Annotated in this window: 15 protein-coding genes; 5 read left to right on the top strand and 10 right to left on the bottom strand. The window is 34.3% G+C overall.

The annotated features are described in order from the left end of the window. Positions 1-12: 12 nt before the first annotated feature. The 5 genes from fabG to CG11_RS26795 form a co-directional block, all read right to left on the bottom strand. The gene (gene fabG, locus CG11_RS26775) at positions 13-762 is read right to left on the bottom strand and encodes a 3-oxoacyl-ACP reductase FabG (protein WP_052599977.1); all 750 of its coding nucleotides are present in this window, start codon (positions 760-762) and stop codon (positions 13-15) included. A 42-nt stretch (positions 763-804) separates the two neighbouring features. Beyond that, on the bottom strand, positions 805-2385 hold the full coding sequence (gene hutH / locus CG11_RS26780; RefSeq protein WP_052599978.1) for a histidine ammonia-lyase: 1581 nt from the start codon (positions 2383-2385) through the stop codon (positions 805-807). Positions 2386-2451: 66 nt separating this feature from the next. Then, positions 2452-2676: a hypothetical protein gene (locus CG11_RS26785; RefSeq protein WP_052599979.1), complete on the bottom strand. Its 225-nt coding sequence runs from the start codon at positions 2674-2676 to the stop codon at positions 2452-2454. A gap of 168 nt (positions 2677-2844) precedes the next feature. Continuing rightward, positions 2845-3348: a 4'-phosphopantetheinyl transferase superfamily protein gene (locus CG11_RS26790; RefSeq protein WP_197043992.1), complete on the bottom strand. Its 504-nt coding sequence runs from the start codon at positions 3346-3348 to the stop codon at positions 2845-2847. 352 nt (positions 3349-3700) lie between these two features. After that, a complete protein-coding gene (locus CG11_RS26795) occupies positions 3701-4342 on the bottom strand; it encodes a hypothetical protein (RefSeq protein WP_052599981.1) in 642 nt (213 codons plus the stop codon). Between the two features lie 472 nt (positions 4343-4814). On the opposite strand from CG11_RS26795, the gene CG11_RS26800 reads away from it, so the two are divergent. Both CG11_RS26800 and CG11_RS26805 read left to right on the top strand, forming a co-directional pair. Continuing rightward, entirely contained in the window at positions 4815-5927 is a 1113-nt protein-coding gene (locus CG11_RS26800; protein WP_156039931.1) for a hypothetical protein, read from the top strand. A 16-nt stretch (positions 5928-5943) separates the two neighbouring features. Then, positions 5944-6747, top strand: coding sequence for a hypothetical protein (locus tag CG11_RS26805; protein ID WP_052599983.1), 804 nt, complete (start codon positions 5944-5946; stop codon positions 6745-6747). Between the two features lie 81 nt (positions 6748-6828). Here the strand turns inward: CG11_RS26805 and CG11_RS26810 are convergent, their stop codons facing one another. Next, positions 6829-7275 (bottom strand): Lrp/AsnC family transcriptional regulator, encoded by a 447-nt coding sequence (locus CG11_RS26810; protein ID WP_231512842.1) that lies wholly within the window; start codon positions 7273-7275, stop codon positions 6829-6831. Between the two features lie 209 nt (positions 7276-7484). On the opposite strand from CG11_RS26810, the gene CG11_RS26815 reads away from it, so the two are divergent. After that, complete coding sequence (locus tag CG11_RS26815; RefSeq protein WP_052599985.1) at positions 7485-8135, top strand: MarC family protein; 651 nt, start codon at positions 7485-7487, stop codon at positions 8133-8135. Between the two features lie 80 nt (positions 8136-8215). Here the strand turns inward: CG11_RS26815 and CG11_RS26820 are convergent, their stop codons facing one another. Beyond that, entirely contained in the window at positions 8216-8548 is a 333-nt protein-coding gene (locus CG11_RS26820) for a hypothetical protein (protein WP_052599986.1), read from the bottom strand. Beyond that, on the bottom strand, positions 8541-9236 hold the full coding sequence (locus CG11_RS26825) for a ParA family protein (protein WP_052599987.1): 696 nt from the start codon (positions 9234-9236) through the stop codon (positions 8541-8543). Before CG11_RS26825 ends, CG11_RS26820 begins: the two co-directional genes overlap by 8 nt. Before the next feature lie 209 nt (positions 9237-9445). Here CG11_RS26825 and CG11_RS26830 point away from each other — a divergent pair, with 209 nt between their 5' ends. Continuing rightward, positions 9446-9916, top strand: a complete 471-nt coding sequence (locus tag CG11_RS26830; RefSeq protein ID WP_052599988.1) for an acyl-CoA thioesterase — start codon at positions 9446-9448, stop codon at positions 9914-9916. Beyond that, on the top strand, positions 9858-10541 hold the full coding sequence (locus CG11_RS26835; protein WP_156039932.1) for a hypothetical protein: 684 nt from the start codon (positions 9858-9860) through the stop codon (positions 10539-10541). The genes CG11_RS26830 and CG11_RS26835 overlap by 59 nt, the downstream gene beginning before the upstream one ends. Before the next feature lie 106 nt (positions 10542-10647). On the opposite strand, the gene CG11_RS26840 is transcribed toward CG11_RS26835, so the two are convergent. Then, positions 10648-11721 (bottom strand): undecaprenyldiphospho-muramoylpentapeptide beta-N-acetylglucosaminyltransferase, encoded by a 1074-nt coding sequence (locus CG11_RS26840; RefSeq protein ID WP_052599990.1) that lies wholly within the window; start codon positions 11719-11721, stop codon positions 10648-10650. 499 nt (positions 11722-12220) lie between these two features. After that, positions 12221-13099, bottom strand: a complete 879-nt coding sequence (locus CG11_RS26845) for a glycoside hydrolase family 73 protein (RefSeq protein ID WP_052599991.1) — start codon at positions 13097-13099, stop codon at positions 12221-12223. Between the last annotated feature and the right edge of the window lie 622 nt (positions 13100-13721).

A 13721-nucleotide genomic window follows, 5' to 3' on the forward strand; every position in this document is an offset into this window, starting at 1 on the left:
TTGTTCATATAATTAAGTGTGTAAGCCACCATTAATCGAGATGACTTCACCAGTAACATAAGAAGCCTTGGGAGAAGCTAAGAAAGCCACAACATCTGCAACTTCTTCAGAAGTTCCAAAGCGGCGAAGAGGAATAATGGAGCGATATTGTTTTTCTTCAATACCTTCTGTCATATCTGTTTTTATAAATCCTGGTGCAACAGCATTAACCGTAATTTTGGCGCGACCAACTTCCTGTGCGAGGGCTTTTGTTGCACCAATTATAGCCGCTTTAGCAGCTGAATAATTCGTCTGTCCTGGCATCCCTTTAATTCCAGAAAGAGACACAACATTGACAATACGACCATAGCGATTTGTCAACATTTTACCAAATACAGGTTTGGTGACATTATAAAAACCCGCAATATTGACATTCAATACAGCATCCCAGTTTTCTTCTTCCATCCACATAAACAAAGCATCTTTGCGAAATCCTGCATTGTTAATCAAAACCTCAATGGGCGAATCAGGGTGCTCTTCCATCCATTTTACCAATGTTGCATCTACTTGCGCTTTGTTGGCAACATCAAATTGTAATAATTCTGCTTTTACATGGTACTGTTCTACTAGTTTGGCAGTTTCTTGAGCGGCTGTTTTGTTGCTGTTGTAATTAACAAGAATGTTGTAACCCATTTCCGCTAACTTTTCGCAAATAGCACGACCGATTCCTCTTGAACCTCCTGTTACTAGAGCATATTTATTCTCGTGAGTGTCTGGTGTCATTTTATGTTTGTCTTCTTTTAGTGTACAGGTACTTCATTTCAATTAATGCGTACCGTTTAGACTCGTTTTTTGCACTTCTGGTTGGTCAAATATATCCAGACGTTTGTTTTGTAAATATTCTTTTACTGCCGTATTGCGAGCATACATCGTCGTATCTTCTACAAAAGGTGGCGTAATTTCTTTTAGTTCTTTGTATAAGGATTGAGTATAAGAACTCAATTTGTTTTCAACTTCTAAATATTCTACTGCCTGCACAATAGCAACAAATTCAATAGCCAATACTTGGTATGCATTTTCAATTACTCGACGGGTAGCAGAAGAAGAATTGGTTCCCATACTGACGATATCTTGATTATCGTTGTTGTTAGGGATACTATGAACATACATAGAATTAGAAAGCATTTGGTTCTCTGCTGTTGTTGAGGTAGCGGTAAATTGAGCCCCTTGTACTCCAAAATTGAATCCTAACTCTCCTAAGTTAACAAATGGAGGCAAGATGTCATTTATCTTGTGATTCAATAAGAAGTTCAATTGGCGCTCTGCCAACATGGATAGCTTGGTAACCGCTAAACGAAGATGATCCATTGATAAAGAAACGTAGTCACCGTGGAAGTTTCCTCCATGATAAACATTTTGTGTCGCCACATCAATAATTGGATTATCGTTCACCGAGTTTGCCTCATTCTCTAGGGTTTGTATCGTTTGGTGCAAGGCATCATAGATAGGACCTAAAATTTGAGGTAAGCAACGTAATGAATAATACTCTTGTACTTTCTTTTTGATTACCGTTTCTTTTACTTCTGTATTATAAAGATGTTCTTGACGGTTTTCTGTCAAAGCACTATCTTTCAAAATACTTCTCAAAATATCGGCAATAGCACGCTGTCCTGTGTGCTTTTTGGCATAGTTCAATTCTTTGGATAAGTGATCGTCATAAGCACATACAATTTCGTTGAGCATTGCAGATGCTGTAATCGACCAAGCCAATAAATTCTTAGCAAGGCTAGCATTAACAAAGCCTACTCCTGTCATGACAGAAGTCCCATTCATCAATGATAAGCCTTCTCGCATTTGTATTTCCAAAGGTTGAATAGCCTTATTTTTTAATACGTCTGCACAGCTTTGTTTTTTGCCTTCATAAAAGACATCACCTTCGCCAATATAACCCAATGCCAAGTGTGCTAACTGAACAAGATCGCCACTGGCACCAACACCACCATGTTCAAAAACAACAGGACAAATTTTTTCATTGATCAACGTACAAATTAATTCAGGAACTTGTTTATCAATACCAGAATGTGCCAACATCATCGTGTTTAATTGGCAAAGCATAGCAGCTTGAATATACGTATCATCAAAGGCATTTCCCATGCCAGAGCAATGGCTTCTAATCAAGTTGTATTGCAATTGAATGCATTTATCATCCTCGATTTTGTATTGAGCCATAGGACCAAAACCAGTGTTGATGCCATAAATAACTTTGTCAGAAGCAAATTCTTTTAAGAATTGATAACATTCCTCTACTTTTTTTAGAGCATTCGCATCTAAAGTAACTTCTTCTTTATTGAACAAAACTTTTTCAAAATCTCGTAATACGAGCCGTCTGTCTCCTATTCTTACCATCGCTGATTATAATTATATAAACTACATTTCTAGTATTCTACAATGAATTAAAGTTCATTTGTATTTCTACAAAGAATCCAATAATTCTTTTTCTTTCTGATTGGTTACGTTTTCAAAATAATAGTCCAAAATCTCATTTAGAACATCCGCTTTTCGTTGACCACGAACACTAGACAAAATTTCTAATTTACCTTTGTTTTTAGTGATTAATGATGTCGTGAAAGGCACTCTTGTTTCCTTGAGTTTTGGGCGACCTAATTTTTTCTTCGTTGTTTTTTCAGGCTCCGCCATGATTTCTAATTTGAATACCTATAATAAGGCACTATATTTATGTTTGTTTTATGTATCTTTGTGCACAGTTTTTGATACTATGCTGGTATTTTGGTTGCGCAAGATAAAACACTTTTAGATTTTATCAAATTTTCACTTTTAAATTTTAAAAAGTCTTTTAAGCTTTTCTTAGAACTCGCTTAAATTTCCTATATTTTTTACAGATATGTTACAGTCTATTAATGAAGAAGCTACCCATATAAAGCCCTCAAATGGATACTCTATGCGAGTAAAATAATAAGTTTTGCCTTCCCAAGTTGTTGTTGCAAAACGAACATCTGTATAAGCTGCCATATCAAACATTCGACCTCCTACTGCTTTTACCAAAGCTTCTTTTTTAGACCACAATTCAATTAATTTCCAATCAGAATCATGGGCTTCTATGATAGCATTTTGTTCTACTGGACTAAAAAAAGAAAAAGAAGACTCTACTTTTTCAAATTTTCGAAATGCTTCAATATCTAATCCTAAAGCATCTGCTTCCCCTAACACAAGTCCCACTAGGTGCTGATGATGGCTTATGTTGAATGATAGTTTTTGATTGGGTAAATTTAAAATGGGTTTGCCCGAACTCTGATATTCCAATTTATCCAAATTAAGGGCGAAACGTTGTGTCAGTACTTTATGTAACATGACGTAACCTAATAAAGAGATTACGCGCTTTTTTTGTTGCTTTTTTCTAAGAATCCTATTTTGAATGTTAACAGGTAATAATTTTAGCAGTTGATCGAAAGAACTTGTAGGTAATATAGGTTGGTGTAAAAATAGATGAATCATATATTGCAATTGACACTTGAAGCGTTACACGCTTATTATACCTAAATGTTTTTTTACTCAGACTTAAAAATCCAACAAAAAAAATCAAAATACCAAAAACATACTTTTTTTCTTTCGTCTTCTTAATGTACTAAAAACATACCATATCACCGGTAGGATAGTTGTTTTCTATATTGTTTTTTTCTATTAAAAATCTAGTCTGATAGTTTTATTTTTTTTTCTTCTGGAATTCTTTCTTCCACTTTCGGAATTGAGTGTTAGAGATGTCTTTGATTATATCGTAAATAGCTCCCATCCAATAGTTTCTAAATCCAAAACCTCGGGCTTCTCCAGACATTCTTTTAGAAAAAAGTACCTTCTTGGACTTGGTATTAAAAATTACCACATAAACATAAGCTCGCTCTTGAAATTTGTTCAAACTATGTACAATAAAAGAAATCCCTAATTTATGCTCTAATCCATCTGTATTGTAGCGTTTCACAAAGGCTTGTAATTCTTTATCTGAAAAATTAGCAGGAGTCTCGTTTGTTACCAAATCTATATAATCTACCTCTGCGTTTAGTGCTTCTACAACGCCCAAATGATAGTCAACATCGCTTTTCATAAATGCTTTTTTGATGTTGTACTTTTCCTCTTCAGAAATCATCAAACCATTCCATGTATTAAAGTAATAACTTTGTATCTTAGCTGGGTCACTAAAGCCTTCTGATCCAATTAATTTTACATTAGAAAAATCTAATCCAACAAAATCCATTGGCAGCTTAGATGTTGTAAATACATCTTCTATTGTTTGTGAGAATAAGCTATTGATACTAAAGCAAAATAATAATAGTAGATAATGTTTTTTCATAATAGGTACTATAATTTATTGAGTAATAATATGATAATCAATGATTTTGTATACTTGTTAAGAATGGAGATTTTAAATAGGCACATTTTTTGACATCTCCAAACAGTAACATCCTCAAAATTTACTAAATAAGTTGTTGATTTCAAATGAATCCCATGAATCATTACTTCGTAGGAAAATCGTATTAGTTTAGCTTCGCTGCTACTTCGTGGTACCGTGTGAGGGCTTCGCCGTTGATTATCAAAAGAGTATATTTTTATTATTCAACCCTATAAATAACTGATAATCAAACTAATGCAAAGATGCTTTTTTAGTTTTTTACAAAAAAGCTAAAAAACTAAGCTTGCGCTCTCACGACCACAGGGAGCTAACTAAAAGCGAAGCGCTCACGAAGTAATCCACGAAGTACTAATGAATGAAACACTTTTTTAATTCTATTTTCAACTTATAAAACACAGAACAATCAATTATCATGCTCAAATATTTATTCCTCCTTTCCTGTTCTTTATTTTTCGTGCCAAAAACATATTCTCAGAATGCCTCTGCATGGAATAAAGAACAAAAAAACTTAGTTTATTCAGAATGCACCAAAGAGTTAGAAAACAGTGGCATTTCTTCTAATTCTCAAAGAGAAGAGTTCTGTTATTGTTTTTTACAAAAACTAACCAATGAATTTAGTCCTAACGATTTGACCAACCTAATAGAACTTGAGCAAAGAAAAGTATCAGAAAGATTTTATACTACTTGCTCTAGAGAAACAGGGGTACGATTCGACTATACTAATAATTCAAATTCCTACTCTAGTTCAAACTCCTGGAACCGAGAACAAAGAGATTATCATTATAAAAAATGCCAAAGAGATCTTTTTGCCCAAAATTACAAAGTAACCTTGGAAGAACAAGAAGAGTTTTGCCTTTGCTACTTAGATAAACTTACGGGCAATCATTCTGCTATGGAAATTGATAATATGATTGCTCCCGAACTGAAAAGAACTCAAAGTCAGTATTTTAATACTTGTTCTAGTGAAACAGGAATTAGTTTGAGTACAAACAATATCGCTACATCAGTTTTGGAGGTTTTTACAGGAGACTGGGATAGAAAAAAGAAAGACAAATATTATAGCAATTGTGAAAATGATTTGCGTAGTAATGACAACAATTATACAGAGGACCAAATAGAAGAATTTTGCCTTTGTTATGTTGATAAACTCTCCAATCAATATTCGGCAAAAGAATTGGAGGATATGATTACTCCCGAACTAAAGCGAGTAAAAGAACGACTTTATAGTAAATGTACCTCAAAAACAGAAGTTGGTACCATGACTTTAGAGGATAATATGCTTGGGCGTTGGGAAAGAAGCACAGGCGAAGTACTTATCTTTAAAGAAGATGGAAGCCTTAGGTATATTTATGAGGACAATGATATGGATGAAAACTGGAGATGGAAATACAAACCAGGTAATATTCTTTCTTTTATATCTGATGGCGTAGAAACGGAGTACAAAGTCCTTTATATCAAAGATGATTACATTAAATATACTCCTCGTCGATACAGCAAGCAAATTTATGAATATTATAAAAAATAATTAAATACTACTAAATATGAAAACGATTACATTCTTTTATTTATGTTGTTTTGTAACACTTTTTGCTCAAACTAGCTCTGCTCAAACATATTATTATGACAATACGCAGTCTATAGAAGGCGATGACTATGAGGTCTCTTTTGATAATGCTGTTTCTAAAAACGATTATTGCAAAATGGCAACCAAAGTCACTAACAATTCGCTTGATTTTATCATGATTGAGACGAAGGAAACGGTTTACAAAAATGGTACTGTTGAACAGAATCACCCCAAAAAGAAAACATTCATTGTTTCTCCAGGAAAAAAGAAATCGTATACAATGGTTTTTGATGGAAATGGAGGTTACGATTACAATGTTCAAAACTTTAGCATTGACTTTGGTGGTCTCTATTTAATTCCTTCTGATGGAGAAAAAGTAAAAGCTCCTAAGTTTAACCTTCCAGCTTCTGATAATGAAATTGAAGCAGGGGATTTTGTTATAAAACTTAAAAAACTAAAAAAGGAAACCAAAGAGACGATAGCTACCTTTGAAGTGATGTATAAAGGTCGAGAAATTGGTCTAGTTCATCCTAGCAATTTAGTAGCTGTATTTACTGGTAGAGGCGGTGCTGGTTATGCCAATGACAACAAAAATGCTGCTTCAGAAGTCTTAGAAAGAGGTGATAAATGCACCGTTAAAGCAGTATTCCATATTTCTGCTAAAGATGGTGACATGCAATTTGTCCCCATGCAAATTATTTGGAAAGATACTTTCCAAACGACTAAAAAAGAGAAATTAGATAGAGCAACGATTGATTTCCAACTTGGGCGCAAAAAATAAGCATTCTTACTTTTTTGATAGAGCAGACATTCATCAGTTATGAATGTCTGCTTTTTTATTTTTCACCTCCCCTACCCTTCCTTACTGAACAGGATAAGCTGTGCTGTATTTAATATCGTTCATCGCAAAAACAGTGTGTACATTCCCTACATTATCCAGTGTTGCCAAATGGTAATAAGTAAACTTGTGGTAAGCCTCCATATCTTCCACAGCAATTTTTATCATATAATCAAATTTACCTGTGATATGATAACACTCCAATACCTCTTCAAATTTCACAACATTTTGCTCAAATTTCAGCAAATTATCCTTGCTGTGCTGATTCAATGAAACGTTACAAAAACCAATCAAATTTCGACCAATTTTTTTTCGATCTACCAGCGCCACATGTTTTAAAATAATTCGATGCCGTTCCAATCGTTTTATCCGTTCGTAGACAGGAGTAATACTCATTCCTAAAGTACCAGCAATTTCTTTAGTAGTAAGTTTGGCATTTTCTTGTAGCATCTCAAGAATGCGATGGTCCACTTTATCCAGTTTTATCATCAGAAAAAAAATCTATTAATAAAAGAATTTTTAGCTTCAATTAGATTTATAATCTATTTATTAAGTAATAATAGTTTTATTTTCTTTAAAATTAAAATTTAGTAAAAATAAATTCTACCAAGAACTACTTTAGCCTAAATTTGCATTTATTATTAATTGCAAAAAAAAACAACATTTAAAACATTTGAATCATGACTGAGAATATTGCATTTGCATTACTCTGTTTCACCTCTTTCTTTTCTTTAATGAATCCGCTTGGTATCATGCCTGTATTCATTACAATGACATCAAATTTAGAGGATATTGATCAACGTAGAACTGCTCGCAAAGCAATGGTAGCAGCTTTTTTGACTTTATTAGCCTTTGCTTTTTCGGGACAGTTGCTGTTTAACTTTTTTGGTATTTCTGTCAATAGCTTTCGAATTGTGGGGGGAATCATCTTCTTTCAGATGGGAGCAGATATGTTGCAAGCTCGATTGGGAAAGGTAAAAGTTCCAAAACACGAAATAGAAGAATATGTAGCTGATATATCCATTACTCCCTTGGCGATTCCTATGATTTGTGGACCAGGTTGTATTTCTAATGCTATTGTATTGATGGAAGATGCTACTTCTGTAGAGCAAAAAGCAATTCTGATAGGAATGATTTCCTTAGTGTGTTTATTAACCTATATTATACTCTTTTCATCTACCAAAATTTCTAACTTCTTGGGAGAAACAGGTAATAATGTCTTAATGCGTTTGATGGGACTGATTCTAATGGTTATTGCTGTTGAGTTTTTCTTAAGTGGTGCCAAACCTATTTTGGCAGACATATTCCCTGCCATTACAGCCAAAGCTTAGCACTTGTCACGTGTAACGTAACAAGTGGGAAAGTAAAATAAGAAGTCACATTTCAAGTGGCACGTTGCACGTGTAACGTGTCACTTGGCTTTTGAAGCATATATCTTCAAAAATACTTTTTGCATTTCGAGATTTTTAACTGGGGCTACCTGCTCAAAATAATGCTCTATTGCCAAATTCAGAATATCAGCAACACCGCCTCTCCCTTCATGAGAAGCAGCTTCTAACATAGCTCGATTTTCTGGTGTCAGAGCAGTTGTAAAAGGAATTCGTTTTTTCTTTTCTGGTTCGATAGATTGACTAGTCGCTTTAGCTACGACAGAGTTAATTTGCTCTTTGCTAGGTAAATTTCCTGATGGAGTATCTTTTCCCAAACTAAAATCAGAAGTTCTTGAACGTTTTTTCTTAGCCATTCTTTAATATTTTTACAAATTCATTAAGCCATACTGTGAAATTTAATTTGGCCTTATTATTAGCATTAACATCATAATAACTGCTCACGGTATCTATTTCTTCGAATAAAGTATAATTGCGCAAACGACAAAGCATAAATGGAATACCTTGACTTCTCAAATGTTCTATCTCTGAAATTAAAAAAGCATTTGTCTTAGAACGGTCTTTATACATATTAACAAACCCAAAATATGTCAATGGCCGTGCAGAGTCCGCACGAAGCTCTTTTAATTTATTGGCAACCTTAAGATACTCGATGCTCGCTTCTAAGTTAAAGCTACCAGCTCTAAAAGGAATAAATAGATAATCGGCATACATCAAAGCTTTGGTTATTTCTTGATTTTCGACAGCAACAGTATGATCCAAACGACCAGCAGTATCTATCAAAATTAAATCGTACTCTTTGTCTAAGTCATAAATCTTATCTTGTAACTCCTCTACACTCATCCCCAAAATTGGATAGGGTACCTTTTCCATGTCTTCTTCTTCAAAGCTTCTTGCCTCTACCAAACTCTGTTGTCTATCACAATCGACGACACACAATTTGATATTAAAAGGAGCTTGTGATAAGGCATTTGCAGCCATCGCAATGACGGTACTTTTCCCAACACCTCCTTTCTGATTTCCAAAAGCAACTATTTTTCCCATACAATATAGCATTTTAAACGTTACACGTGTAACGTTTGATGTTAAAAGTGTCCATTGTCAGGTGTGAAGGTAGTACATTTCTTTTTTTCAAACAAGTGCAACGTTTAATTTTTCATTTAGCACGTGTAACGTTACAAGTGCTAAATTTTATTTCAAAGCATTTCTAGATTCAGTGCTTTTTTTAGTACCTTTCAACAAACAAATAAGAAATGGAAAAGAGTAAAAGAGAATTGACCCTGCGCTTTTTGGCAGAACCAACCGATGTTAACTTTGGGGGAAAAGTACACGGGGGAATGGTCATGAAATGGATTGATCAAGCAGGTTATGCTTGTGCCCGACATTGGTCAGGGGGATACTGCGTTACGGTTTATGTTGGAGGAATTCGCTTTTTGAAGCCAATCCATATTGGCAATTTAGTAGAAATTCATGCAAAGGTAATCTACACAGGAAGAACAAGCATGCACATAGCGGTTGATGTCTGGGCCAACGACCCTAAAGAAGATGAGATGGTCAAAACAACTCATTGTGTCATTATTTTTGTAGCAGTAGATGGAGATGGAAAACCAGAACCAACGCCTTCATGGGTGCCAAAGACACAAGAAGATAAAGATTTAGAGGCTTATGCCAAACGCCTTATGGATTTGCGAACAAGTATCCAAGAAGAAATGGATCGAAGATAGTTCTTTTGATATGAAACACACATTAATATCCTACTGGTTGGTAATTTTTTTATGTTGTGGATTTAGCAGTCCTCTCAGCTATGCTGAGGCAGTTCCTCGCAGTCTTATAGATCAAACACAACATTTTCCTGTCAAGAAAGGAAAAAAGAAACGAAAACATAAAAAACGTAAGCGGCTTTTTGCAAAACCCAACAAAACAAAAAGCAATATTGTCTCCAGTTTATACATCACATTTGCTATTCTAATTTTGCTGCCCGTTCTAATTATTTCTGGTCTTATATTAATAGGAGTGGGGTATCCAATCTTATTGTACCTCTATTTAGGCCTATCTTTTATCATTATAGGAAATGTAGGCGCTTTATTAGCGGGAAGCTTGGCAGGCGCCAATAAACTGTACAGCAGTCAAGCACTCAGTTTCGGCTTATGGGCTCTTTTTGGAATCAATTTAGGGGGGGCAATCGGATTATTTTTATTAAATATCCTTTTATTCTCAAGCCTTTTTCTTTGGGTACTTGCTGCTAGTCTCTTCGTATTAGCAATAGTTGCCCTAATTTGGGCATTAATTATTCGTAAAAAAAATCGAAGGTTTAGAAACGTTAAAAGCTCAGAGGAAAAAATAAAATAGTTTATAGCCTCTATCAACCAATAAAAACTAGGCAATGACCTTAAAAGTTACAATTATTGATCCATTGCCTGGTTTTTATTATTATTTATTCTCAAACGACTACAACCTAGCTAGCTACAGTTTGAATTACCTGTAATACCTTCTCTGTTGCAACAGCAAATTCCAATCGTTCTATTTCCTCCAAAATAGCTTTTTTATTAGCTAACGTCTGCTGAATGATCGCTTCCATCTTTTCCCAAGTATAATCTTCTTCTTCTATAAAAGACGAAACGCCCAAATTGGCAAAATACATGGCATTATCAATTTGGTCTCCTCTACTTGCGTTCTTAGACAAAGGCACGACAATATGCAACTTTTTCATTGCAAGTAATTCAAACAAAGATGTTGCTCCACCTCTGGTCAATACTAAGTCTGCTGATTGCATAATATGCAAAAAATCATCTGATAACGACTCAAATTGCACATAATTATCAAATTTCATAGAACGGTCTAACTTACCTTGACCACAAATATTAACAACATCATAAGCTGCCAAGTTACCATTTCGAACATTTTCACGAACGATAGCGTTCAAAAACTCAGCCCCCAAACTCCCGCCAAATGTTAATAAAATAGGTCGTTGACCACTAAAACCACTTACCTCTAAACCTCTACTCCGTTCTGCTTTAAAAACAAGGTTCCTAACAGGTAATCCTGTCCAATGAACCAGCTCTTTAGGAAAATATTTAGTAGCATTTTGAAAAGACACACAAATTTTTTTTGCAAATCGCTTAGACAATTTGGTCGTTAATCCTGGAGTCATGTCGGATTCGTGAATGACAATTGGCACACGCATTAGCCAAGCCCCAACAACAGGAGGTAGCGCAACATATCCTCCTTTGGAGAATAATACATCAGGGCGCAAACGCAGCATCAAAAAAAACGACTGAAGAATAGCAATAAACACATTAAAAACATCCAAAAAATTCTGCCAATCAAAATAACGTCTCAATTTTCCTGTCCGAATCGGATAATAAGGAATATTTAAAGCTTCTATTTTGGCACGTTCTTCTCCTTTTTTCGAACCTATATAAGAAACTTTCCATCCCTTTTTTAAATAAGCTTCTATCAATGGTAAATTGGGCATAACATGTCCCAGTGTTCCACCACCAGTAAATACTATATGTTTTTGCTTTGCCATAAATTCAATGATCTAAATAGTTCATATTCAAAATGAAAAAGGAGCCAACTATTTCAGTGACTCCAAATATCTTTAGCCTTTCCCAATTGCCTAAAAGCACTTTATGGAAAGTATTGTATACTCAATATCTAGTTATTATTGTATCAACGCATCACCATTTCTGCTTACTACGTAGCTTACTAAACAAACAAAAAGAACAATAGCCGTAATGAATTTAAGTAAAAATGAACTGGAGCCTTTTTGATATTCTGTATTACTCATTGTATATAAGTTTTATAGTTCTAAAATTTGCAATTATGATGGTAATAAGTACCATTCGCAAATGTAGCATTTTATCCAAACTATTTGACAATAATAGACGGGTATTTTTAGATTTAAAGATTTTAAAGCATCCATAAAATTCCTTTCTACAAAGAAGTTCAAACCAATTGAATCCTTTTGAAAAAGAATTATTTTCAACGATTTTTTTTATAAATGAGTAAAAGCATAACAAAAATAATTACAGATCATATTGATACAAACGCAATGTTTCTATTATTTTTATTAATTTCTCAGCATATTGTTTATCGGTAGCGTAACCCGCTGCTTCTAAGCCATGTGCCCAGTTTTTATACTCTGTTTTGGGTAGGTTTGTCAAATGTTTGTATCGAGATCCCATCAATAAATTGCTGTGCTCTCTAAAGCTGTACCAAGCAGAATCAAAAACTCTAAACATATCATACTTGCTATCATCTGTATAATTGGCACAACGGCAGCCCACACATTTAGACTTGCATTTAATCCCGAAGTGATTGTTGTCGTTTTTGGCCAATTTACTATCTCCTGCATTGCTTTCTAACAAACCTTGTGCTAATGTTATAGCAACGGGGATACCGTATAATTTTGATTCTTCTTGTGCCGTAGAAACGTATAATTCTATATAGTCATAGCATTTTTGATTTTTGAAGGCTACAATTTTAGGGTCAATCCCTTTCCTTGTTGCATACGTTGGGTTTAAAATAAACCCTAAGTTGGAATACTTAGCAGCAGCTTCTTTTTCGGCAGGAGAGAGAGCTGCTCCAACTGCTGTTGCTGCATTTGCTAAATTTAATTCACTTCTTATATCGTCTTTTTCTTCCTTGATTTGTTGCCACCACTTTTTGGGTACTTCTATAATACTAGCATTCATTACCTGTCCCGTTTCTACTGGTGTTGAATAGTTAGCAGCGGCTACAGGTGTCCCAATATGAATGTGAAAAGAAATTTCTTGATTGCTTATCAATAAAAACAATAAGAAAACAAATGCAAATCGAATGGCGGCTAGTCTCAATTTTGGCTTAATCGTATACCAATAAGACTGCGTTTTTTGTTTGAGGATGATTAGGCTTTGATTATTCATAATACTTTTTGTTTAAAAACAACCCACCAAGGAATAATACCTCAAATGAATTGTCATGATCAACGATTCATGTTTAATGTGATTAAATGAAGAAATAAAACGAGTGCGCAATTGATGTTTTAATATCCTTTTGTGTTAGCCATTTTATTAGGTCGGCTATTTATTTACACAAATATAAAACATTTTGTTTCAAACGAACGAAACTTTTTAAAACTTTTTGTTTCTTTTTTGCTTTTTATTTTTATTTAAAAAAATCAATCTCTTTTAGGGGGTACAATAAATTCACTCGACTTAGGTATATAAAGGAGGCTAATCTTCGATAAAAGAAAATTTCATTAAAAAAAAATTTTGCTCTTTAGGGGTACCCATTTTTTGAGACGACATAAATAAAAAATAAAAATTGTTTGCACTTTTTTAGGGGGAATCATTTTCTAAATCGACTACTATCTAAATAACCATAAATTGACATTGCGTTTTTACGCTATATATAAAGATAATGGAGTGTGGTGTTCCTCGGGCTTCTAGCACAAAAGGTCAACGAAGCCCTTTTTTTCGATTTTAATGCGCTCAATAAGGCGCTATATATAAAAATAATGGAGTGTGGTGTTCCTCGGGCTTCTAG

The organism is Aureispira sp. CCB-QB1 (assembly GCF_000724545.1).
Lineage (GTDB): Bacteria > Bacteroidota > Bacteroidia > Chitinophagales > Saprospiraceae > Aureispira.